Source organism: Burkholderia sp. JPY481 (assembly GCF_038900515.1).
Lineage (GTDB): Bacteria > Pseudomonadota > Gammaproteobacteria > Burkholderiales > Burkholderiaceae > Paraburkholderia > Paraburkholderia youngii.
In genome coordinates this window covers 85,420-106,426 of record NZ_JAYMRT010000018.1, presented here as the reverse complement: position 1 = coordinate 106,426, position 21,007 = coordinate 85,420, and the positions used below count along the sequence as shown (strand labels likewise).

Annotated in this window: 16 protein-coding genes and 2 pseudogenes; 7 read left to right on the top strand and 11 right to left on the bottom strand. The window is 60.9% G+C overall.

Annotated elements, in window-relative coordinates; genetic code table 11:
- Position 1 precedes the first annotated feature (1 nt).
- From VSR82_RS31530 to VSR82_RS31495, 8 genes are all read right to left on the bottom strand, one after another.
- Positions 2–1,891: an extracellular solute-binding protein gene (locus VSR82_RS31530; protein ID WP_498858354.1), complete on the bottom strand. Its 1,890-nt coding sequence runs from the start codon at positions 1,889–1,891 to the stop codon at positions 2–4.
- A gap of 91 nt (positions 1,892–1,982) precedes the next feature.
- Positions 1,983–3,179 (bottom strand): tetratricopeptide repeat protein, encoded by a 1,197-nt coding sequence (locus VSR82_RS31525; protein WP_498858353.1) that lies wholly within the window; start codon positions 3,177–3,179, stop codon positions 1,983–1,985.
- Between the two features lie 10 nt (positions 3,180–3,189).
- Positions 3,190–3,621, bottom strand: a complete 432-nt coding sequence (locus VSR82_RS31520; protein WP_368582116.1) for an ExbD/TolR family protein — start codon at positions 3,619–3,621, stop codon at positions 3,190–3,192.
- A gap of 9 nt (positions 3,622–3,630) precedes the next feature.
- Complete coding sequence (locus VSR82_RS31515) at positions 3,631–4,056, bottom strand: ExbD/TolR family protein (RefSeq protein WP_368582117.1); 426 nt, start codon at positions 4,054–4,056, stop codon at positions 3,631–3,633.
- A gap of 31 nt (positions 4,057–4,087) precedes the next feature.
- Complete coding sequence (locus VSR82_RS31510) at positions 4,088–4,996, bottom strand: MotA/TolQ/ExbB proton channel family protein (RefSeq protein WP_498858352.1); 909 nt, start codon at positions 4,994–4,996, stop codon at positions 4,088–4,090.
- 107 nt (positions 4,997–5,103) lie between these two features.
- A complete protein-coding gene (locus VSR82_RS31505; protein ID WP_498858351.1) occupies positions 5,104–5,823 on the bottom strand; it encodes an energy transducer TonB in 720 nt (239 codons plus the stop codon).
- A gap of 161 nt (positions 5,824–5,984) precedes the next feature.
- Positions 5,985–8,738, bottom strand: coding sequence for a TonB-dependent receptor plug domain-containing protein (locus tag VSR82_RS31500; RefSeq protein ID WP_498858350.1), 2,754 nt, complete (start codon positions 8,736–8,738; stop codon positions 5,985–5,987).
- A gap of 338 nt (positions 8,739–9,076) precedes the next feature.
- Positions 9,077–9,649 carry a helix-turn-helix domain-containing protein gene (locus tag VSR82_RS31495; protein ID WP_410850468.1) on the bottom strand — a complete coding sequence of 191 codons (573 nt, stop codon included), beginning with the start codon at positions 9,647–9,649 and terminating at the stop codon, positions 9,077–9,079.
- Positions 9,650–10,461: 812 nt separating this feature from the next.
- On the opposite strand from VSR82_RS31495, the pseudogene VSR82_RS31490 reads away from it, so the two are divergent.
- From VSR82_RS31490 to VSR82_RS31475, 4 genes and pseudogenes are all read left to right on the top strand, one after another.
- Positions 10,462–10,592 (top strand): annotated as a pseudogene (locus VSR82_RS31490) (integrase); the annotation flags it as partial.
- A gap of 558 nt (positions 10,593–11,150) precedes the next feature.
- The gene (locus tag VSR82_RS31485; RefSeq protein ID WP_368582224.1) at positions 11,151–11,684 is read left to right on the top strand and encodes a GNAT family N-acetyltransferase; all 534 of its coding nucleotides are present in this window, start codon (positions 11,151–11,153) and stop codon (positions 11,682–11,684) included.
- Between the two features lie 104 nt (positions 11,685–11,788).
- Positions 11,789–12,178 (top strand): VOC family protein, encoded by a 390-nt coding sequence (locus VSR82_RS31480; RefSeq protein WP_498858349.1) that lies wholly within the window; start codon positions 11,789–11,791, stop codon positions 12,176–12,178.
- A 99-nt stretch (positions 12,179–12,277) separates the two neighbouring features.
- Entirely contained in the window at positions 12,278–12,787 is a 510-nt protein-coding gene (locus VSR82_RS31475; RefSeq protein WP_498858348.1) for a GNAT family N-acetyltransferase, read from the top strand.
- A 167-nt stretch (positions 12,788–12,954) separates the two neighbouring features.
- Here VSR82_RS31475 and VSR82_RS31470 read toward each other — a convergent pair whose 3' ends face one another.
- Positions 12,955–13,533: a GNAT family N-acetyltransferase gene (locus VSR82_RS31470; RefSeq protein WP_410850471.1), complete on the bottom strand. Its 579-nt coding sequence runs from the start codon at positions 13,531–13,533 to the stop codon at positions 12,955–12,957.
- 657 nt (positions 13,534–14,190) lie between these two features.
- On the opposite strand from VSR82_RS31470, the gene VSR82_RS31465 reads away from it, so the two are divergent.
- Both VSR82_RS31465 and VSR82_RS31460 read left to right on the top strand, forming a co-directional pair.
- Positions 14,191–14,355 carry a hypothetical protein gene (locus VSR82_RS31465; protein ID WP_498858347.1) on the top strand — a complete coding sequence of 55 codons (165 nt, stop codon included), beginning with the start codon at positions 14,191–14,193 and terminating at the stop codon, positions 14,353–14,355.
- Positions 14,304–14,571: pseudogene (locus tag VSR82_RS31460) on the top strand (alkene reductase); the annotation flags it as partial. The gene VSR82_RS31465 and the pseudogene VSR82_RS31460, both read left to right, overlap by 52 nt.
- Here VSR82_RS31460 and VSR82_RS31455 read toward each other — a convergent pair.
- A complete protein-coding gene (locus VSR82_RS31455) occupies positions 14,541–15,071 on the bottom strand; it encodes a hypothetical protein (RefSeq protein ID WP_498858364.1) in 531 nt (176 codons plus the stop codon). The pseudogene VSR82_RS31460 and the gene VSR82_RS31455 overlap by 31 nt on opposite strands.
- A 210-nt stretch (positions 15,072–15,281) precedes the next feature.
- On the opposite strand from VSR82_RS31455, the gene VSR82_RS31450 reads away from it, so the two are divergent.
- Positions 15,282–15,962 carry a response regulator transcription factor gene (locus VSR82_RS31450; RefSeq protein ID WP_410850474.1) on the top strand — a complete coding sequence of 227 codons (681 nt, stop codon included), beginning with the start codon at positions 15,282–15,284 and terminating at the stop codon, positions 15,960–15,962.
- Between the two features lie 53 nt (positions 15,963–16,015).
- Here the strand turns inward: VSR82_RS31450 and VSR82_RS31445 are convergent, their stop codons facing one another.
- On the bottom strand, positions 16,016–20,929 hold the full coding sequence (locus VSR82_RS31445; protein WP_498858346.1) for a trifunctional serine/threonine-protein kinase/ATP-binding protein/sensor histidine kinase: 4,914 nt from the start codon (positions 20,927–20,929) through the stop codon (positions 16,016–16,018).
- Between the last annotated feature and the right edge of the window lie 78 nt (positions 20,930–21,007).

Here is a 21,007-nt window from a genome sequence, read left to right as displayed (position 1 = left end):
CTCAATGCACTGCGGCGGTTGTCTGCGCCTGCGGTTTGCGATACCAGTAGTTGATGACCCAGTCCTCGTACTGATAGGTGATCGGTGTCACCTTCGGGAACCCGATGGTCGACTTGTAGCCGATCCGCGCGTACGGCTCGTAGTACTGCGGCACGAGGTAGTACTCGTTGATCAGCACGCGATCGAGCGCGCGCGTGGCCGTCTCGAGGTCATCGAGCGTGTCGGCCGCGATAGCCGCGTGCACGAGCGTATCCACGGCCTTCGAACGAATACCCATGTAGTTTTCCGAACCGACCTGCGATGCAGCAGGGCTCGTGAACCGGCGTATCAGCTCCGGCCCCGGGATCGTGACGGGCGGATAGATATACGTCGTCATGTCGTACTCGAAGTTGTCCAGCCGCTTCTGATAAAGCGCACTGTCGAGTTCGCGGAAGTAAGCGTGGATGCCCAGCGTCTGCAGCGCCTGCGTGTAGGGGATGATGATGCGGTCCATGCCCGGCTGGTTATCGATGATCTCGATCGTCATCGGCTTGCCGCTCGCATCACGCAATGCGCCGTCGCGGTAGTGCCAGCCCGCGTCGGCGAGCAGGTCGCGCGCCTGCCGCAGGTTCTGCCGTAGCGAGCCGGGCGGCAGCGTGTTCGGCAGCTTGACCATCGGGCCGAACACTTCGGGAGGCAACGATGCGCGGAACGGCTCGAGCAGCTTCACCTCCTTCTCGCTAGGTATGCCGGTCGCACCGAACGGGCTGTCCTGCCAGAAGCTGTTCGTTCGGCGATACTGCCCGTAGAACATCATCCGGTTCATCCACTCGTAGTCGAATGCGAGTGCAAGCGCATGGCGAACCCGCCGGTCCTGGAATTGGGGCTTGCGCGTGTTGATGATGAAGCCCTGCATTTGCGCGGGGCCGTCTTCGAACTCGCCCCTGTGCAGGAACCCAGACTTGAAGTTCTTGCCGACATATTTGCGCGCCCACTGAGTCGAACTGTATTCGACGCGCACATCCTCGTTGCCGGCCTTGAACGATTCGAGCATCGTGTATTGGTCGACATAGAGCTTGAACGTCACGCGCTCGAAGCGGAACATCCCACGCCGCGCCGGCAGGTTCGCGGCCCAATAGTTCGGGTTGCGGCGATAGGTGATCTGCTTGTCGTTCTTACGCGACTCGATCAGATAGGCGCCGCTCGCGATCGGCGGATCGACGGACAGTTGATCGAATGGCAAGCGCTTGCCATCCTGTTGCATGCCCCACTTCGGCGAAAACACCGGCAGATCACCGGCGATCAACGGATTGGATCTCGAGTTGTCGACGAAGTCGAAGCGCACGGTCAGACGGTCGATCACCGTCGCGCGCTTGATCTGCACGAACTGCGACGAAATCAACGGGGACGCCTGCGCGCTCTTCAGCGTATCGAACGAGTATTTGACGTCCTGTGCAGTGATCGGATCGCCGTTCGAGAAACGCGCCGCCGGATTGATGTGGAACGTCGCGGAGCGTTGGTCGGGCGCGAGCACCACATCGTCCGCGATCAGCGGATATTCGGAAGCCAGCTCGTCCCAGCTGCGTTGCATCAGGGTATCGAACATCAGGTTACGGATATCCGGCGCGGGCATGCCGCGCACGATGAACGGATTCGTCGAATCGTAGCTCTGGTTGTCGTTGTAGTTCTGGAAAGTCAATTCGCCGGTAGTCGGCGCGTCGGGATTCGCGTAGTCGAAATGCGTGAAATCCGCTTGGTATTTCGGTTCGCCGAATTGCGCGATCGCCGGTTTGGCGGCGGCCGGCAATGCGATGGTCGCGCCGGTCGTCGCGACCATCGCGGCGATCAGGGGCGTGACCATCGGCGCAAGCGACGAGAGCCGGCGCAACGAGCGGAACGTCAGAAGTTTCATTGTCACTGTGCGTGTGCGCACGCCGGACGAAAGCCGGCGTGACATTGATCGGATCGGAGCACACGGCCGGGCGCGGGCCCGGCCGGTCGGCCTACTTCGACGCCGTGAGCGTCCACAGCCGGCCAAGGTCGGCGGAGCCGTCCGTGCCTTTGACCGCCCTGAAAGCCTGAATCGCGCGCGGCTTCTGTCCCGCCAAGTAGTAGGCGATGCCCAGATGCAGTTGCGCCTGATCGGGATGGGCGAGGCCGCCCTTCGCGATCGCCGACTCCATCATCGCCAGTCCGTCTTTCGCGTGACCAGCGAACACGAGGTTGAACCCCTGGTCGACGGGCGCGACGGGATCGCCGGCATCGCTGCCCGCCTGCGCGCGCTTCGCCGTGAGCGCCTGCAGGCGCTTTTCGCGCTCCGCCTGCGCATCTTTGCCGAGCACGCCCGAGGCGAAGCCCTGATCGATGACCTGTTTCGCTTCGGCCGGCGTACCCGCGACGAGGGAAAGCTGCGTCATCTCCATGTAGTCGTCCACCGAGCCGAAAGCACCGTTGGCGCGGCGCAACCGGTGCACGTCCACGTCAAGTTTCGGCGAGTAGCCCGGCTTTGCACGAATCGCCGAGAACAGGTTGTCCCAGTACGCCTGCCTCGGGTGGTAGGCGACCAGCGCTTCAAGTGCGGTGCGATAGGTCGCGTCGTCCTTGCTGCGTTGCGCGCACGTACTCAATAGCTGCAATTGCGACTCATCGGGCGCGTGGTTGCCGCGCACTTGCGCGTCGATCGCCGGCTTCAGCGCACCGACTACACTCGTGCAATCGTTCGACAGGTAGTACGACTGCACGAGCAGCTCCTTCATCTGCGGATCGCTGCCTCCCGCCTTCTGGTAACGCTGTGCCGTTGCAATCGCGCGCGCATAGTCGTGCTGCTGGAAGTAAATGCCAGCCAGCGTCGCGCTCACGCGTTGTTCGTCGTCGCCCTTCAGTTGCCCGGTGCCGAGCAGCGTCTGATAGGCCTGGGCGGCCGCACCCGCCTCGCCGTCCGCCATCAGCGCCGCGCCGCGCATTTCCTCGACCATGTAGATCTCGTACGGCGTCTTGTTCGGCACGGCCGCGGCTTGCGCGATCCTGGCAAGTGCATCCTTGTACTTGTGCGCCCGATAGAGATCCTGGGCCGCGCTGAGCGGCTTGCCGACGTCGGGACGCAGGGTGTCGGCCGCGGCCGGCAGCGCCGCCGCGGTGAAGACCACGCCGACGACGGCCGCCGACAACGCCTGTTTGAGCCGTCGATTGACTATTCTCATCACACCGTCCTTATTGCATGTACTGCTCGTTACCGATGAGCCCAATCTTCGTGGCGCCAACGCGCTGCGCCGACGCCATGACGGCCGCCACATCCTTGTAAGGCGCGAGCTTGTTCGGACGCAGATGAATCTCGGCCTGCACGGGCTCGGCCGCGACGTGCGCAAGCTTCGCCTCGAGCGCCGCCTGGTCCGGCACCAGCGTGCCGTTCCAGGTCGTCGTGCCGTCGAAATCGATGTCGATCTGCACGATTTCAGGCTGCGTGAGCGGCGGCGGCGGATTGCCGACCGGCAGATTCATCTTCACCGCATGCATCTGGATCGGGATCGTGATGATCAGCATGATCAGTAACACCAGCATCACGTCGATGAGCGGCGTGGTGTTGATATCCACCATCACTTCCGGGTCACCGCCAGCGCCGCCCGAAGGAACGTTCATTCCCATATTCGCCTCCTAGCCGCCGCGCGCAGGCGGCTCCGTGATAAATGACACCTTCGCGATGCCGGCGCGTTCACAGGTCGTGATCACGCGGCCGATGAACTCGTAACGCGTGCTCTGGTCGCCGCGCACGTGCACCTCGGGCTGCGGCTGCATCAGCGAAACATCCTTCAGCCGCGACAGCAGCGTCGCACTATCCACGTGCTTCTCGTTCCAGAAGAAATCGCCGTCGCGATTGACCGCGATCTCGATGCTCGTCGGTGTCGTCTGTAGCGGCTGGATCGTCTCTTTCGGCAGTTGCACCGGCACCGTATGCGTGACGACCGGGATCGTGATCAGGAAGATGATCAGCAACACCAGCATCACGTCGACGAGCGGCGTCGTATTGATGGCGGCGATAACGTCGTCGCTATCTTCGTTTTGTCCCACGCTCATGGCCATGATGGACCTCGCTCAGGCTTCAGACTGCCGGTTACGGGGCGGTCGCGGCGGAACGCACCGCGACAGGACGGGCCGAACGCTTGCTGCCGGCGAGCAGCACGGCATGGAGTTGAGCGCCGAAGGCACGGACGCGCTCCATCACCGACTTGTTGCGGCGAACGAGGAAGTTGTAGCCGAGCACGGCCGGCACCGCGACGCCAAGACCGATAGCCGTCATGATCAGCGCTTCACCGACGGGGCCGGCCACCTTGTCGATTGAGGCCTGACCCGCGATGCCGATCGCGGTCAGCGCGTGATAGATGCCCCAGACGGTGCCGAACAGGCCGATGAAAGGGGCCGTCGAGCCGACTGTCGCGAGGAACGCGAGACCGTCTTGCATACGGTTCGACACGTTCGTGATCGCACGCTCCACCGAGACGTCGATCCATGTATTGCGGTCGACGGCTTCGAGCAGTGCCTCATCGTGATGCTGGCCTGCCTCGATCGCCGTCTCTGCGATGAAGCGGAACGGCGATGACTCATCGAGCTGCTGGGTACCTTCGGTGAGCGACGGCGCGCTCCACAATTGCTCGTCGGCATGCTTCGCGCGGCGATTGGCGCGAAACTGCTCGAAGAACTTCGTGACCATGATGTACCAGCTGCCCATCGACATGATGACCAGCAGGAGCAGCACAAAGCGCGCGACGAAGTCGCCGTTCTTCCACAGCGCGCCGAGACCGTAGGGGTTCTCGACGGACTGCGTCGCCGCCGGGGCGGGCGGCGGCGCCGGCTCGTCGGTTGCGGTGGCGGACGCGTTCATCTGCGGTGCCGCTACGGCGGGCGCGGCGGAGGCGGCCACGCTTGCTTGAGCATGCGCGAGTTGCGGTGCGACGAGGATATTCACCGCGGCGGCGGCGATCAGGAGGCTGGTTGCCAGGGTGGCGACGGAACGCTTATTCATGTTGAGCTCCAGTTCAATCGTTGAACCTAAGAAATTGGGTTAAACCGTCGGTGCAGGCTGTCGTTGCCGGCACCGCGGGCGTCTGGCGCGGATTGCTATGTCTCGAGTCAATTCAGGTTGAACGAAAAAGGCACCTGCACGCGTACGGCCTGGCCTTGCGCGATGCAGTTGAACCGCTTGACGGCCTTGTATGCCGCCTCGTCCAGACTGTCGTGATCCGACGACTTGGCCACATGAACGTTGCCAAGATGTCCTTCGGGATCGACGGTGAATTCGATCACCACATCGCCGGTATCGCCGTTCTCCTGCGCTTCCTTCGGATAGGCGATAGAACTGCGGATCTGATCGGAATTCGGGCAGACGACACCGACTTCGGTGCGCACCGGCGCAGCAGCCTTGACGGGCGGCGCAGGCGGTGCGGGTGGTGCCGTCACGGGCGCCGACTGCACGGGCGTGGCCTGGTGCGCGATCGTGGGCTGCGGCGGCGCTTGAACCGGCACTTCGGGCGGCGGCACAAAGGGCGGCGGTGGCGGCGCAAACCTCGGCGGCGGCAGCTTCACCTCGGGCAGCGGCGGCGGAGGCGGCGGCTTGACCGGCTCGATGATCTTCGTTTCGATGGGATGCTGAATGACTTGTACGACCTTCGTCGCGAGGCCGTTGAGCAGCGCATAGACCAGCACGATGTGCAGGACGATGACGACAGCAATGCCGCCGAAGCGGCGAGCCGGATTTTGCTGCTTGCGCCCGAATGCGCGCGGGCGCCCGGGCCTCGCGACCCCGCCCGCGTTCACGGATGATGTCGGAGTCATACGTGCTTCTACTTTCATACCTTCGATCCTCGCAGCGTGATTCGCCTGTTCCATGTTCGAGGCGCTGTCGCGACTCGAACCGCGGATGAGGCTGTTCACAAGGGATTACTTGCCACTGCCATTACACGCGGGCCGGCGCATGACTGTGCCTCGCACGGTCGGGCGCCGGCCTGTCGCGATCAGAAACGATAAGTCGCACCCACCTGGAAGAAGCGGCCAAGGTTCGTGTACAGCGATTGGTCGTAACCCGTGATGTCAGGAGTCGACTGCCATTCGACGTCGAACGGCGGCTTCCTGTCGAACAGGTTCTGGATACCGCCATAAATGGTCCAGTGCTTGAAGCCGCGATAGGTGGCCACCAGGTTGAACTGGCTGTACGAGGCAACCGACAGCGTGCCGCCATCGCCGAACTCGGCCGCAACCGCGTTCGTGTAGGGGCCCGTGTACTGCCACGTGAGCGTGGTGGTCAGTTGGCGGTAATCCCAGCTCAGGCTCGTATTGCCCTTCCAGCGCGGATTGCTCGCGCCGAACGGCTGCAGCAGCGCCAGGTTGTTGCCCGCGAAGTCTTGAGTCTCGCCGCCGCCCTTCAGCTTGAAGTGCCAGACGTAGGCCCAGTCTCCCGACAGCGTGAACGTGCCGTACTTCGTGCCCACGCTCTTGCGGAAATCGAGGTCGAAGCCGTCCGTATCGAGCGAGCCCAGGTTCTGGAACGGCATTTTGATGTAGCGAATGGTGCCGTCGGAGTTACGCACGACGAAATTCGGATCGTTCGCCTGCAGAATCGCGTTCGGATCCGGCGTGCCGATGACGCTGTCGATGTGCACCTTGTAGAAGGCCGCACCGAAGTCCGTCGTCGCGTCCGGCGAGAGCGTAAAGCCGATGTTGTAGTTCTTCGTGTGCTCAGGCTGCAGGTTCGGATTGCCGGTCGTCTGCTCCGTCGTGAAATGCTTCGTGGGTGTGCCGCTCGGATCGTTCGGGTCCACGAGGTTCTGGTGGCCCAGATAAACCGATTGCGAGTTCTCGACCGCCGTCGGCGCGCGGAATCCCCGGCCGTACGATGCGTACGCCGTCAGCATGCGAACCGGCTGGAAGCGGAGCGCGAAGCTCGGCGAGAAGGCGCCGCCGAAATCGCTGTAGTGGTCGTAACGGCCCGACTGCGTAAACGTCAGGTTGCGGATGATCGGAATGTCGATCTGATAGAAGGCGGCCGCGACATTGCGCTCGCCGTCCACGGTCTGGACGTTGGCGGGTGCCGTAATGCCTTGCGTCGCATAGGTCTGCGAGTTGATGACGGTCGACTCGTGACGGAACTCACTGCCGACACCCAGACCCACGCCGCCGGCCGGCAGCGTGAAGAGGTTGGTCGTCGAGGCCTTCGCCAGCACCTGGTCGAGCTTCGTGATCGACAGCTGGTTGTCGTCCTGGAACACGCCGTTCAGACCATTCGGCGTCGAGCCCGGGTTCGAGAAGTTATAGGTACCGTTCGCGAGCATGTTCTCGAGGCCCGCCACATTGAGCGTGTTCCCGAAGGTGCTTGCGACGGTACTTTGCGAATGGCCGTACTCTGCCGACCAATCCCAGTTGCCGAACTTCGCCGTGTCGAACGAACCTTTGATGCCCGTGTTCGCCATCAGGAACGTCGAGGTTGTATCGGTGACTCGTGTGTTGTTCGGGAACGTCAGGTTGATCAGCGTCGGAACGCCGTACGGGTTGAACGGGTTCGAAGCCGAGACGGTGCGCGGAACAGGCGAGACCGTGCCCGTCGACGGGTCGAACACGTTCGTCGTGCTGCTGAGCGACGCCGGACCGTTTAACTGCACGGTTTCATTGCGGCTCGCCCAGAAACCTGCATAGGCTTGCGTGGTGTCGTCGATCTTGAATGTGGCGCGCACCTTCGCGTTCAGCCGCGTCGTCGCCGGAATGAGCGACGTGGTGTTCGCAACGTTGTAAGTACACGACTGGCCACCCGTCGCCGTCGCGTTGCTGCCCGGCGGACAGGGGCTGAGCGCCTGATGGGTGCCGTCCGCGAGTTGCCAGTACGACTGCTGGTTCGGACCCAACGGCGCCGCGTTGCCGCCCGGAAACTGCGTGAAGTCCTGGTTTTTCGTCATGTCGCGGTCGGCGAGCGTCGAACCGCTGTCACGATAGTAGCTGGCGGCCGCCGTGATGTTCCAGCGGTCGGAAGCCAGGTTGCCGACACCGCCTAAAACGCTGAAGGTGCCCTCGGCATTGCCGGGATGCTGCGCCTTGCCGAGCATGGCGTCGAGCTGCAAGCCCTCGAAGTTCTTCTTCGTGATGATGTTCACGACACCCGCGATCGCGTCGGAACCATACACAGACACAGCGCCCGTCTTCACGATTTCAATGCGGTCCACGATGTTCATCGGGATCGTGTTGATGTCGAAGAACGTGTCGGTGAAGTTGACGGCCTGCGCGTAGTTGGCCACGCGCTGCCCGTCGACGAGCACGAGCGTGTACTTTTCGCTGAGGCCGCGCAGTGCGAGACCTGCACCGCCCGGAGCCGAGCTCGAAGCCGTCGATTGCGACCAGCTGCTTGCGGAGTTGACCGCTGTGCCGCGCAGGAAGTCGGCCACGGTTGTGTAGCCGCTTTGCTGAATTTCTTTTGCGGTGATGACTTGAACCTCAGTGCGGCCTTGTTTGTCTGCGCTGCGGATCAGAGAACCTGTCACCTCGAACTTCTGCAACTGCTTCACCGACGTCGTTCCCGCCGCGGCGCCCGATGTTATGGTCGGTGCGGCCGCCGCCGCATTCGCGTCTTGCCCATCGGGTTGAGCAGAGGCCGTGTCAGTTTTCGCCGCTGCGGTGCTCGGCGATTGAACCTGTGCAAACGCCGTGGTTCCAAGCGCGGCCGTCAGCGCAATCTCTGCCCACACTATTTTCCTTATGGTAGATCCCAAAGCCGTGAGTTTCATTTTTCCCTTCGTGTGTCATTGACCCAAATCGACATGCCAGAGAACACCTTTGGCACTTTCCCCCGAGCGGTACCCGTCCGAGACCGCCCCGTTACTTCATGACCTCCGCCCACCACCGACTATGCGAACGCCAAAGTCATCCCTTATCCATTTCGGTGATCAACGAGGATGACAAAATGTCCTGATTCTTGTCACAAGAAGTTTCAGGCAAAGCGAATCCCCAGCCATCGTTCGCACGGATACGATGGATCCTTTTGTATTCACGCATATTCATACACTTAGGAGAATCGAATGTATGAAACGAAGATGCGCCGCGAATGCGGCAAAACCAACAATGGTTAAAACAATCTCGGCGAACCTACCCAGACAATCACGGTTTCTTCGGTAGCCGCATTGGCCCAGCCGTGTGGGACCGTCGACTCGAAGTGCGCGCTGTCACCCGGATCAAGCATAAAGGTACGACCCTCCAGGCTCAGCGAAACCCGACCGCTGAGTACATAGAGAAACTCCTCTCCAGCATGTGTCGTCACTTCCGACGGCGGCTGACCGGCAGGCATTCGGACGAGAATCGCGTCAAGCTGCCTGCCGACCGCTGCATTGGTGAGGCGAGCAAACCGATTCGCCGAGTCGGCAAAGCTGAAGTACTGCCCTTCGGCTGCGCGGCGGACGGACTTCGCCTCGGTCGGCGTTTCGACGAAGTACTGCATTGTTACTCCAAGCGCTTGCGCAATACCGGCCAATGACGAAATGGACGGTGTCGCCTGCCCTCGCTCGACCTGGGAAAGGAACGGCTTCGAGATTCCGGCCGCCGTTGCAGTTTCGTCCAAGGTACGCTCGAGTCGCTTGCGCAGCGCTCTTATCTTGCTGCCCATCAATAGAGGGGCGTTGCTTTTTCTGTCATCACGTTTCATATCTGTAACCAAAGATATCAGTAAAAAAACAGTGTCAAAATTTGTTTGATGACAGCAAAATTTTTTTTCCTTTAGGCCACGCTACACCAATGCGCCGTATTGGTGCTTGCACTCATTTCACTTCAGCGCGTCGCTCGGGCTGTGAAAGGTAAAGCGGCATTGCGCCCCCCGCTGATGAAGATTGCTTTGTTTATCAAATGACTAGCGTCGACGGGTTGCAGCCGATATAAAAACGTTGGCCGAGAAAATCTGAAGTTCCGGCTTTCGGAAATTCGCCGCCTTGGCGCAACGACCTTATACACAATTCCCCTAAATGCATCGCATTGGGGATTTCGCACCAAAAATGTCATGGCGTTCTCTATGCACAGAACGTCGCTTTAGATTACTGCCTCTAGTCAGCCCTTCTTGCTAGTTCTGGCATTTAGATGGCTAGCACCCTCCGTTCGAGCCAAACGGAGGCTTAGAGTCATGGTGCGAACACCGCCGGCATGGACAAGTTTAGTGGAATGGAGCTTCACCCAAAAAAAACAGGAGCGGGATCCTGCATAGCTTGTCGTTGAGGAATTGAAGTGGCTAGCGTAAGAGCCCTTAACAAAGTGAATGAACGAGCTATGCAACGGCATCGCTCATGATCACTCCGGTCGTTGTTGACCGGAAGTCATGGTTGTTCGCCGACACCGTTGCCGGGGCGCAAGCCAGTGCTGATCTTTACTCGCTCGTCGAAAGACGCCGACGACTATGCCGCGCTCATGCCATAAGCACTCCCCGGCTGCGCCTGGCCTCCGAGAGACGTCGTCAAAAGACCGCTTACGATCTATCGTCGCAGCAGGAACTTCCGGGCTGTGCAGTTACTGCGTGGCCACACAAACTGGAAAGTACGGTCCGCTGCCTCGGCATCGAGGTAGACGACGCCCCTGAAATGGCAGAACAGACTGAGCAGTAGGATGATGGCCCGTCAGCGAGGGGACGCTGACCGGCTAGTTGCAGAGATTCACGACGCCCCGCGGGTTGTTGATCAGTTGCAAATCGACATTGACGACATTTTCTTCGAAAGGCAACATGCTTCAATGAGCTCCGCCGCGCTCAATTTCATCCTGTGCACCATGACCGCCAGTGGCGAGGCGTGGGGATCGCGACGTCCATACACTGTACACAGCTTTTTCCAACGGCCCCGCGAATCATGACGGGGCCGCGTCTTTTATGCCGCTCCGAATCGCGTTGGCGCAAATAGGAATGATTGCATGCATGACAGAGTAGGTGTTCCCGTTCTCGGTGACGGTGCCGACGTGCCGTTTTGGCCGCTCGAATCAAGGAGCGTTGCGTGCTGACGATGCGAAAAGCGAATCGCGATGACGCGTTCGACGCGTGGGATATCCGTAAAACATCGGTGCATGCTGCGTGCGCTGAGCATTATCCCAGAGCGGCCCTGTCGGCGGATTCAACCAGTCGATGCATGTTTCTGATTCGTCGACATATGAACAAACCTCGACGGAAGCCTGAGATGCTGCAGCGGCCGACAGAAATCCAGATTGAATCAACCCGGCTCCTGATTAAACCGTTCACGGCCAGCGACGCCGATGCCACGTTCGCATGCATCACCCCTTCGCTCACCCGTCACATGGCCTGGGAGACGCCGGCATCCCGGCAAGACTTCGACGAGGTCTGGCAGTCGTGGATACCGTCGATAGACGACGGGTCAGACTATGTATTCGCGATACGGCACCGCGCAGACGGGAGTTTTCTTGGGTTGGCCGGACTGCACCGCGTACGCATGGAGAGCCCGGAACTCGGCATATGGATTCGTGAAGATCGTCATCGAAATGGCTTCGGCCGCGAGGCCGTAACTGCCGTTGCGCAATGGGCAACGCGAACCATTGGCTGTGCAAGCTTCACCTATCCGGTCGCAGAAGAGAACCGCTCGAGCCGGCACATTGCCGAATCGTTAGGCGGCGTCATCGTGGAAAGCCGCGTGACGCCAAAGTACACATCCTGCGTTTACCGAATTCCACGCCGGCCAGTCACAAACCAAGTGTAAGCGGTTCGGCCTTCAGATCGACATCCTTCGGCACAGACGTCGCTCGGCTTTGTGTTGCAAACCGATGTTTGATACGTTTTCAACAAGCTCCACGATTCCATTCGATGAAGATGCATCTCAGAGTCGCTCGGCCCGTTTCCGATCTTGCCCGTACTGAACGCATGTATTGCTCAGCGCTTGGTCTGGCCGTGCTCGCCAGATTTCAGGATCATCAGGAATTCGACGGGGTGATGCTTGGAAGTCCCAGCATGGACTATCATTTTGAGTTTACCCATTGCAGCGAACATCCTGTGATGCCTCGCCCAACGAGTGAGGACTTGCTGGTGTTTTACATACCGGATCGACAAGTGTGGAGGGCGATGTGTGATCGCCTTGTCGAAAATGGATTTGTTTGCGTAAAGTCGTTCAATCCTTACTGGGACGTGTCGGCTCGAACATTCGAGGATCCTCACGGCTATCGGCTCGTCTTGCAAAATGCAGCGTGGAGCGCCTGACCCTATCGCGTATCGGTCTTCTTACCGGCGGTCCGCACGTCGCTTGTGGGGTCGCACTGAGGCGACCGCCCCCGAAAATTTCCCTCATCAGGGCTGACGATGACCTTTCCGATAAGCTATCGACGCGCGACAATCGAAGACATTCTGACAATCTGCGAATTGGGTCAAATTTTGAATGCGAGCCACCACTTGGCACGCCCCGACATCTACGCAGATGCCACCACAGAATTCGGCCGAGACGAGCAGCACTGGCTCGTCAGCCTCCAAGGAGAAGATCGAGCGACGTTTCTTGCCGAGTTTGGCAGCAACGCCGTCGGTTTCATTACGATACAGGTGGTGAAGCCGATAAGCCCGCTATTGCAGCCGATGGTCGTCGGTCGCATCGGTTCCGTCGCAGTTTTAGAACAAATCAGAGGACGCGGGGTCGGCAGCTCTCTTATTAAACTCGCAGAAGAGTGGGCGCGGAAGCAGGGTGCCACCGATATCAGACTAGCCGTCTGGGAGTTTAACGAACAGGCGGTCAATCTGTACCGAGAATTGGGCTACGAGATTCGCGCGTTCGAGATGGGAAAGCGGATTCGGACCTCGTTGGATATCCCGTGCGCCTGAGCCGGCGACCGGCGACTGCGGCCCGGACGTGACGAAATGGATCGCTGACGATGAAGATCCGTTGGGCCCTTTTCCGGTAGGCTCAACTTATTTCCGCCCTTCCGACGGCGCCGCCGGCTTTAAGTCCGCGAAGATAGAAAGGTAGGAGCGAAAGCTGCCAGACCGGTTCAACGTTCTCGAATGTGGTTGATGAGCGATGTGAGAACGTGGTCGACCCATACCCCATTGATCCTCAGATAGGAACGAGCCAAGCCTTCACGCTCAAACCCTAGCCGCTTCAATAGTTGTTCGCTACGAACATTTTCAGGTCTAAAATTCGCCATTATTCTGTGCAAGCCGATTTCGTCAAAGATATAGGTGATCGCAGAGGTCAATGCTTCGCGCATCAAACCTTGTCCCTCAAACCGCTTGGCAAGCGAAAACCCAAGATGACATGCCTGAAACGGGCCACGCACGATGTTGGTGAAGTTGCATTCACCGACTATTTCGCCGGTTCCAAGCGAAAATAGGAGTAGATGCACTGCGACTCCCGAGTTGTTGTTGTGCGCCATCATGGACAGCCGTCGGCGAACTGATTTTTTTTCAAAGAAACTTTCGGCTCTAAGCGGCTCCCAAGGCTGCAGGTGAGCGCGATTTTCAATGGAGTATTCGTGCAACTCATGCGTGAATTGCTCACATGCCGGTACAAGTTTCAGGCGTGCCGTTAAAATTTCACGCGGTAGTACATCGATGTGAACCCTCGTCACGTCGTCCTCCATTGAAAGCACGGTGAAGTAGTGTAATCAGAAATTGTTCGTCAACAAATCGGCCGGCGACATATTGATTCAATGTCCGCGGTGGAAAATCCACGAGACGGCCTCCGGTCGTGTCATACCGTTTGTATGGACTGCGGACCCGATGTGATCGCCGCACTCGGCCGTCGGGCGCTAGTCGACCACAGTCCGTCGTCCGCATCGCCGCCAAAATCCGCGACCATCGTGATATCACCAACATGTGCCGGTTGAAAATGAAATTGCCTTTCGGAACACCGATGACCGCCAGCACGTCGCGTCGCGATGAAATGGTCTGTTCCTCGTTCTATTCGTACACACATCGAATGACGAAGCGGATCGCAGTTGGATCAGGATCATCGGCGGGCGAGTACTTTTTCAGCAGAACGGACTTGGCGACAAGGTTCTTGATGGTGTGAAGGCGCTCTTTGACGCACGACCTGACGATGTGCCAATCCCGGAATTAGAAGTAAGAAAAATCTGGGCAGAGAAGATGCTTGAGCGAGCAGCCAAAAGGGACGTGGAGGGCAACTTCCGTCTTCACTGGCTTTTGTTCGTTTTGCTCGAGGATTACTTTCCCTCGTCGCGGGAGCGAAGTATCGCGACGAATTCGAAGAGCGTGTCAAACAGATTATGGCCGAAATCGTTGCTAACCGCGACGACCTGTTGATTTTCATCGGCGAAGTGCACACGATTGTCGGCGCGGGACAAGTTGGCAACGAAGGCGGGCTCGACATAGCGAACACCTTCCGCTCAAGTTCAAGCAAAAGTTGCGCGCTGCTTATCCAGGCGTGCTGATCTACACCGGCAAATACACAGGCGAACGCGCGCGGCGCCGTCGAGTCGGACTGGGCCGACCTCATCGCCTCCGGCCGACCGTTCGTCGTCAGTCCCGAACTCGTGCAGCGTTTGCGCGTCGGCGCGCCGCTCGCGCAACATCATCGGGAGACGCTGTTCGGCGGCGGCGCGAACGGTCTCACGGATTACCCGGTGCTTGAGAACCTGGCGGCTTGAGCTTCCGCGGGAGCGCGCTCACGCCCGCTCAGCGTGTCATGGCAGAACAGCGGCGGCGAAATGCGATTGCACAGCAATGCGGCCAGACACAGCGCCCTAATTGCACATTCCGTGAGCAACAGCCAGAAGAGCGGTCTGGATATCGAAAAGACCGAAGGGAGCGCTGGCCCGACCGCGAGCACGCTTGCGCAGCAAAGAAACGCGAAGACACCTCGACAGCTTCGCTTTCCCGAGATTGCGAGACTCCCAATGCAGATCCATATCAGTTTCGCAACGACGACCGCACACATTGCGGACGAACTGGGGCTCGCTGCATCCAGCTCGATCCGCGTTTGTGCAAGTGACAATATGCCGACGGCGAGGATGAGCAGTCCGGTTACGTAGTTCCAATTTTCCGCGCGTTTTTTGCGAACCGGGTTTGGAGTAGCTGCCAGATAGCTCCCGAAATCCGATATGCTGGCATCACCCGTGAACCTCGGCGGCGTGTCTTCGATCCTCATGACTATGCTCCGTTCCAGGCGATGCCGCCCGCTTTCGAAATCGCGCGTATTGGTGAACGACTGGCGCGCTGGCGCGACGCAGTAGTAGCATGTGGTCATTATTCGCGGCGGCGCCTTAAAAGTCGTCAATGGCGGACTTAAGCGATCTGACGAATGCTGAGTAACGGTGGCCCTCAAATACTCGACCGAACCTTTGGGAAGGCAACAGGAATGGAAGGCGTGAACGTCTCGCGCTCGCCGGATGGCTCTATCGCCAATGCGAGCACCTCCATCGTCTATGTGGTGGACGACGACGAACTACTTCGGCGCTCGCTGGGCTCGCTGCTGCGCTCCGTTGGCCTGCAGGTCGAATTGTTTGCGTCGTCGCGCGAGTTCCTCGAGTATGAGCGCCCTCACGTCCCCAGCTGCCTGGTTCTCGACGTTCGTCTACGAGGCGAGAGCGGCCTCGCGTTCCAGGAGCAAGCCGACCGCTCCGGCATCGCGATCCCGATCCTCTTCATGACTGGCCATGGCGATGTGCAGATGTCGGTCAAGGCGATGAAACGCGGCGCCGTCAATTTCCTCACGAAGCCGTACCACGATCAGGAGATGATCGACGCCGTCACCGAGGCGCTGCAGGTCGACGCGCGGCGTCTCGATGCGCAACGTGAGCTTGCTGCACTCAAGGCAACGTTTGAATTGCTAACCGCCAGGGAACGCGAGGTCATGGGATTCGTCATCGCCGGCATGATGAACAAGCAGATCGCGGCGGCCATGAACATTCATGAAGTCACCGTGAAAGTGCACCGGGCTCAAGTGATGCGAAAAATGGAAGCACGCTCGGTCCCCGACCTCGTTCGCAAGGCCGAAGCGCTGGGTATCAAGCCGCACGACACGCGAATCAGCGGCTGATCGCGCCAATCGCCCCGGAGCCTCATGCATGCCTGTGCCGCGCGTCGTGCCCGCTAGCGGGAAGATGCGAGCGGCAGCTTGAACACGAATGACGAACCGCCCGAAGCACGGCCGTGAGCGTGAAGCGAGCCGCCGTGTGCTTCCATGATCGATCTGCAGATGGCGAGCCCCATCCCCATGCCGCGCTCCTTGGTCGTAAAGAAGGGCTCGAAAATGCGTTCGGCGATGTCCTCGGCGATGCCGGTTCCTGTATCGGCAATGGTCACGATCACCCAGTTGCCTTCCCGCTGTGACGCCACCGTGAGCTCACGCGCATGTTTCGCGCCGTCCATCGCGTCCAGCGCATTCGTAATCAGATTCAGCACTATCTGCTGAACCTGGGTTCGATCAGCGAGCACCTCTACGCTGCCGGCATCGAACTCGGCGTGCAGCACGACACCCTTCGTGTCGATTTCCATCCCGGTCAGCTTCAGCATCTCGCGCAGCACGTCGTCAATCGCGACAGGCGCAAGGGTCGCCGGCTCCTGCTTTGCCAGCGATCGCAGGGAGCGCACGATGTCGGCCGCTCGCAGACCAGCAGCCCGGACGTCCTCGAGGCTTGCGAGCACCGCCTCCTTGAAATCGGGACTACTGCCATTGAGCCAGCGAACGCCAGCACCGACGCTCGAGATAATGCTGGTGAGCGGCTGATTGATTTCGTGCGCAATCGAGGCCGCCATTTCTCCCAGCACCGTCAAATGCGCGGCCCGCGCCAAGTCCGCCCGAGTGCGGCCCAACGCAGCCTCGGTCTCCTGCCGGCGCGCATTCTCTTCCACGAGTTCCGCATACAACCGTGCCGCTTCGAGCGAATTCGCCGCTTGTGGCGCCAGCACTTCGAGCATGGCGATCTTGCCGGGCGTGAATACGCTATGCATCAGGGAATTCTCGAGATACAGCACACCGATCAGGATTCCTTGCTTCATGAGCGGCTGACAGAATACCGAGCGGGCCGGATGAATGCTGAAGCTTTCCGAGTGTGCACCCTCCCCCTCCTGCGGTGCGTCGTCGAACACCAGCGGCTTTTTCGTGTGCACCACGGTGTTCAGTATCGAGAGCGGAATGTGCTGATCGGTCGGTGTCGCGGAGCCGATATCGACGAGAACTTCGCTTTCCACTACCCGGCCCGTCGCTTCGATTTGCAGTTTGCCGTGGCGCATGAGCAGCAGCAGGCCGTATCGGGCTCCCGCATGCACGATCATGTTCTTCATCAGATTCTGAATCAGCCGTTCGAGAATGATCTCTTCTGAAAGCGACTGGGCCGTGCGCATCGCGACCATGAAATCGAGGTCGTCCTTGCCGTGAGCGGGAAGCAAACGCGGCGTGGTGACGTCGTCGATGGCGAGAAATGCGTAGTCCTTCTCGAGTTGGGCGGCTTTTGCCAGGGCCCCCCAGCGTCTGTAGCACGCGTACGCAATCCGCAGATGATGCCGTGCCACGCCAAACAGTTCGAGGCCTGCGGCATGGCGTCCCGCAAGCTCGTGCGCAAGCGCCTGTTCGTGAACAAAACCCGCCGCCGCGGCGGCGCTGGCCGACGCTTCGTAGCGCCTCATGGCCTCTACGTGATTGCCCGCGATGCGTTCACGCTCCGCTTCGAGCAGCGCGAGCTTGTTCTGAAACGTGCCGGGGTTCAACGCGGCCCAGACGGAGAACTGATCGAGATGGTCCTTGAGTGCAGCTTGTAACGACGCGTCGCCGGTTTGCCGCGAGTTCCCATAGACGAGCGTGAGCGCGCCATAGAGCCTGAAGTCCGAGAGCAGGATATGCGCCGGGGACGACCACGCAAACGCCGCCGCGTCACGCAAAGCGTCCCCGGCCGCCTGCAGGTCTCCAAGCAGAAACCCGGATTGGCCCCGCAACACGAGCGTCCAGAAGGTCAGCACCGGCATGCGCGGCGCCTTATCGGCCGCGGTAGCCGGACCGGCGCCGTCTGGCGCCAGCCATGAGCCGATTCGCGGGCCATTGCCGTGCCACAGCGAGATGACGAATTCCGCCTGCGTCGCCAGCAGATCGACGATGTCCCGATAGGCCGTGCCGCGCGCCGCCGCCAGCAGCGGCGCCAGCTCTTCGTGAATCTTCGGTAGCGCTTCGCCGATGGCGATCAGGTCCGCCACGATGTGGTTGCAGCTGTAGCACATCCAGCGCAACTCGGCACTCAGGTTGCCCGCCGCCTTGGCTTCGCGGGCCCGCGCCAGCACCCACGACAGCGGCTGGGTCCAGACCGCCACCTGATCGAGCGCGATCAACGCCGGGGCCCGGTAGCGTTCGAAGCCATGGTGATTCACCAGGGCGAGCGCGACCTTCGCGTATTCGAGACCCTCGTCATAGTCTCCCCAGGTCTGCGCGACGTAGACGCCATACCACGCCAGGCCCTGCACGGAAGCGCCCGTCACGCCGTGGCGCAACGTCAGTTGCACGACGGTCGCGCAATACAGCAGCGCGAGGCCGCTCGGCTCGAACATCGCGGCTTCCAGCGCCGTCAGCAAGGCCATCACGGCCTCGATGCGTGGGTCTTCCATTCTGGGCAGACGCACGAGATCGCCAATCTGCCGTTCACCGAGTTCTGCCCTGAGCGCATCTCGCGCTGCGTTCAGATCATCGTCCGATGGACGCACCGGCAGATGCACGCCCAGGCGCGCGAGGCCTGCAAGCGCGACGTTCACTGCGCCCGCGTAGTCCGAGCGCACCGTGAGCAAAGCCGCCTTGAGGCGATGCGCCTGCGCATGATCCACGTTCGAGCGCGTCCGCGCCATCAGCACGTCGATCTCCTGCGCAGCGGCGTCGAGACGCCCAAGCGCGAGCAGGCTCTCGCAGCGCAGCACCGCGATCCTCAGCGCCAGTTCGTAACGGTTGGTCCAGCGCGTCTCGCCAAGCAGCTCGGCGGCGCGCGAGAGATACGCCAGCGCGCGATCGCGCGCCGCCGCCACGATCGCCCGCATGGCGGCCTCGACGAGCACGCCCGCAAATGCGTCGGCCTGCGCGCCGCTCAGCGAAGCTTCGCGGGCAAGCTCGATCTGCGTGGCGATGTCGAGTGCGATCTGATCGACGCGATCGCTATGCAGATCGATCATCGCCATCGCGATGGCCGCATGTCGCCCGGGCCGCGCGCGAAGATCCAGCAAGGCATACGAAGCTTCGTGCACGCGGTCGTGCACGAAGGACCAGCCGTCATCGCGCGCTTCGACGAGTCCCGCGCGGCGAGCCACATCGAGCCGCCGGCGAAGCTCCGCCAGGGGTAGACCGCACACGCGCCCTAGCAGTGCTTCATCGCTCTGGATGCCCATGCAGGCAAGCCACTCCAGAACCTTCCGCACCTCAGGCGACAGACGTTCAAGCCTGGCCGTCACCAGTTCGATGATGCTGTCCGTTTGCCGCAGCGCCTCGATGCTTTCTTCGTCCCAGATCCATTCGCGTTTCGTGCCGTCGAACCTGACGAGCCGCTCGTCAAAGAGCGCCCGCATGATCTGGCGGACATGGAATGGATTTCCCCCCGTCTTCGCCCGGACGATGCGTGCGAGACGCTCGACGCGCGCAGGCGGCTCGTCGATGAGCACGCCGATGAGTTGCGCCACGTCCTCTGCCGACATTGGCCCGAGTGTGATGGCGAGCGAGCTTCGAGCTTTGACACGCTCGACGAAATCGCCGAACGGGCTGTTCCGGGCAGGGTCTTCGCTACGCCACGCAAGGATGAGAAGCATATTCGCGGGCCGTTCGGCGGCGACGGTCTCGACGAACGCAAGCGTTGCTTCGTCGGCCCATTGCAGGTCATCGAGCAACAGCACCAACGGAGCCCCTACCGACGCGAACGCGCCAAATGCATGCACGAGCGCAAGCTGAATGCGCCGAGCCGGCGTGTCCGCGCCTGGCTCGGTGTCGGCGCTGCCCGGCCCCGCCACGAGTTCCACCTCGGGGACGAGCCGCACTAGCACATCCAAGTAATCGCCCGCGCAAGCGTTCAATCGTGCGCTCCACTCCGCGAGCGCGGCGCCACCCTTGCCGATCACGTTCATGCACAACGACTTCAAAGCCTGCACGACCGGGCCATACGGAGGTGGAGACTGATACTGGCTCGCCTTGCCCGAAGACCAGAACGACGACGGCAGCAGACGCTTCCTGAGATCCGCAGTGAGCATGGTTTTGCCTACGCCAGGCGCCCCTTCGATCAGCACGATCCGCGCCTCTGCTGATTGCAACACCGCGCCATAGGCATGGGCAAGCTGCGAGGCCTCGGTTTGTCTGCCGACGAGCGACGTCTCGCTCTCGATGTGCATGAGCCGCTCGCCACGGGCGATCTCGAAGCGGGCGATCGCGCGAGACGCGTCCCACTCCGCCTGCATGTGAATCAGATCCTGGCACAGCGATTCTGCCGTCTGATACCGGTCGCCAGCTTCCTTGGCAAGCAGCCTTGCAATCAGCTCGTCGAACATGGCCGGAGCGTCGGCGCGAAACTGCCACGAAGGCGCCGGGTGCATGGCGACGTGCGCGTGAAGCCACTCCTCCGCGGAACTCGCGTTGAAAGGGAACGTTCCTGTGAGCAGGCGGAAGATCGCGACTCCGAGCGAGTAGAGGTCGCTGCGCTCGTCAGCGAATCTTTTCTCGGCACGCGTACGCTCGGGCGCGGCATACGGCGCTGCAACGGTACCGAGATGCTCGTCGAGCGGCAGGTTCTCGTGGGGCGAGCGCGTGGTCAGAAACGAACGGATCCGAACGCGGCCATCCACGGTCCGCACGAAATTAACGAGTTGCACGTCACCATGCACGAGCGCGCGGGCGTGCAGTTGCGCAAGAGCCTGAGCCATGCCGCGAGCGATTTGCAGTACCTCTGAAATCGACAGGCTACCGTTCGCGAATTGGTCGAGCGTGATACCGAAGGGCTCGGGGTAGAGCAGCACCGGCCCGTCGCCGGCGCGGATCAGCGCGCTCGGCGTCACGGCCCACTCCGGTGCGAGCCGGCTTCGCAGATCGTACTCGTGTTCGAACTGACGACACCGCTCGCCGAACGCCCAGGT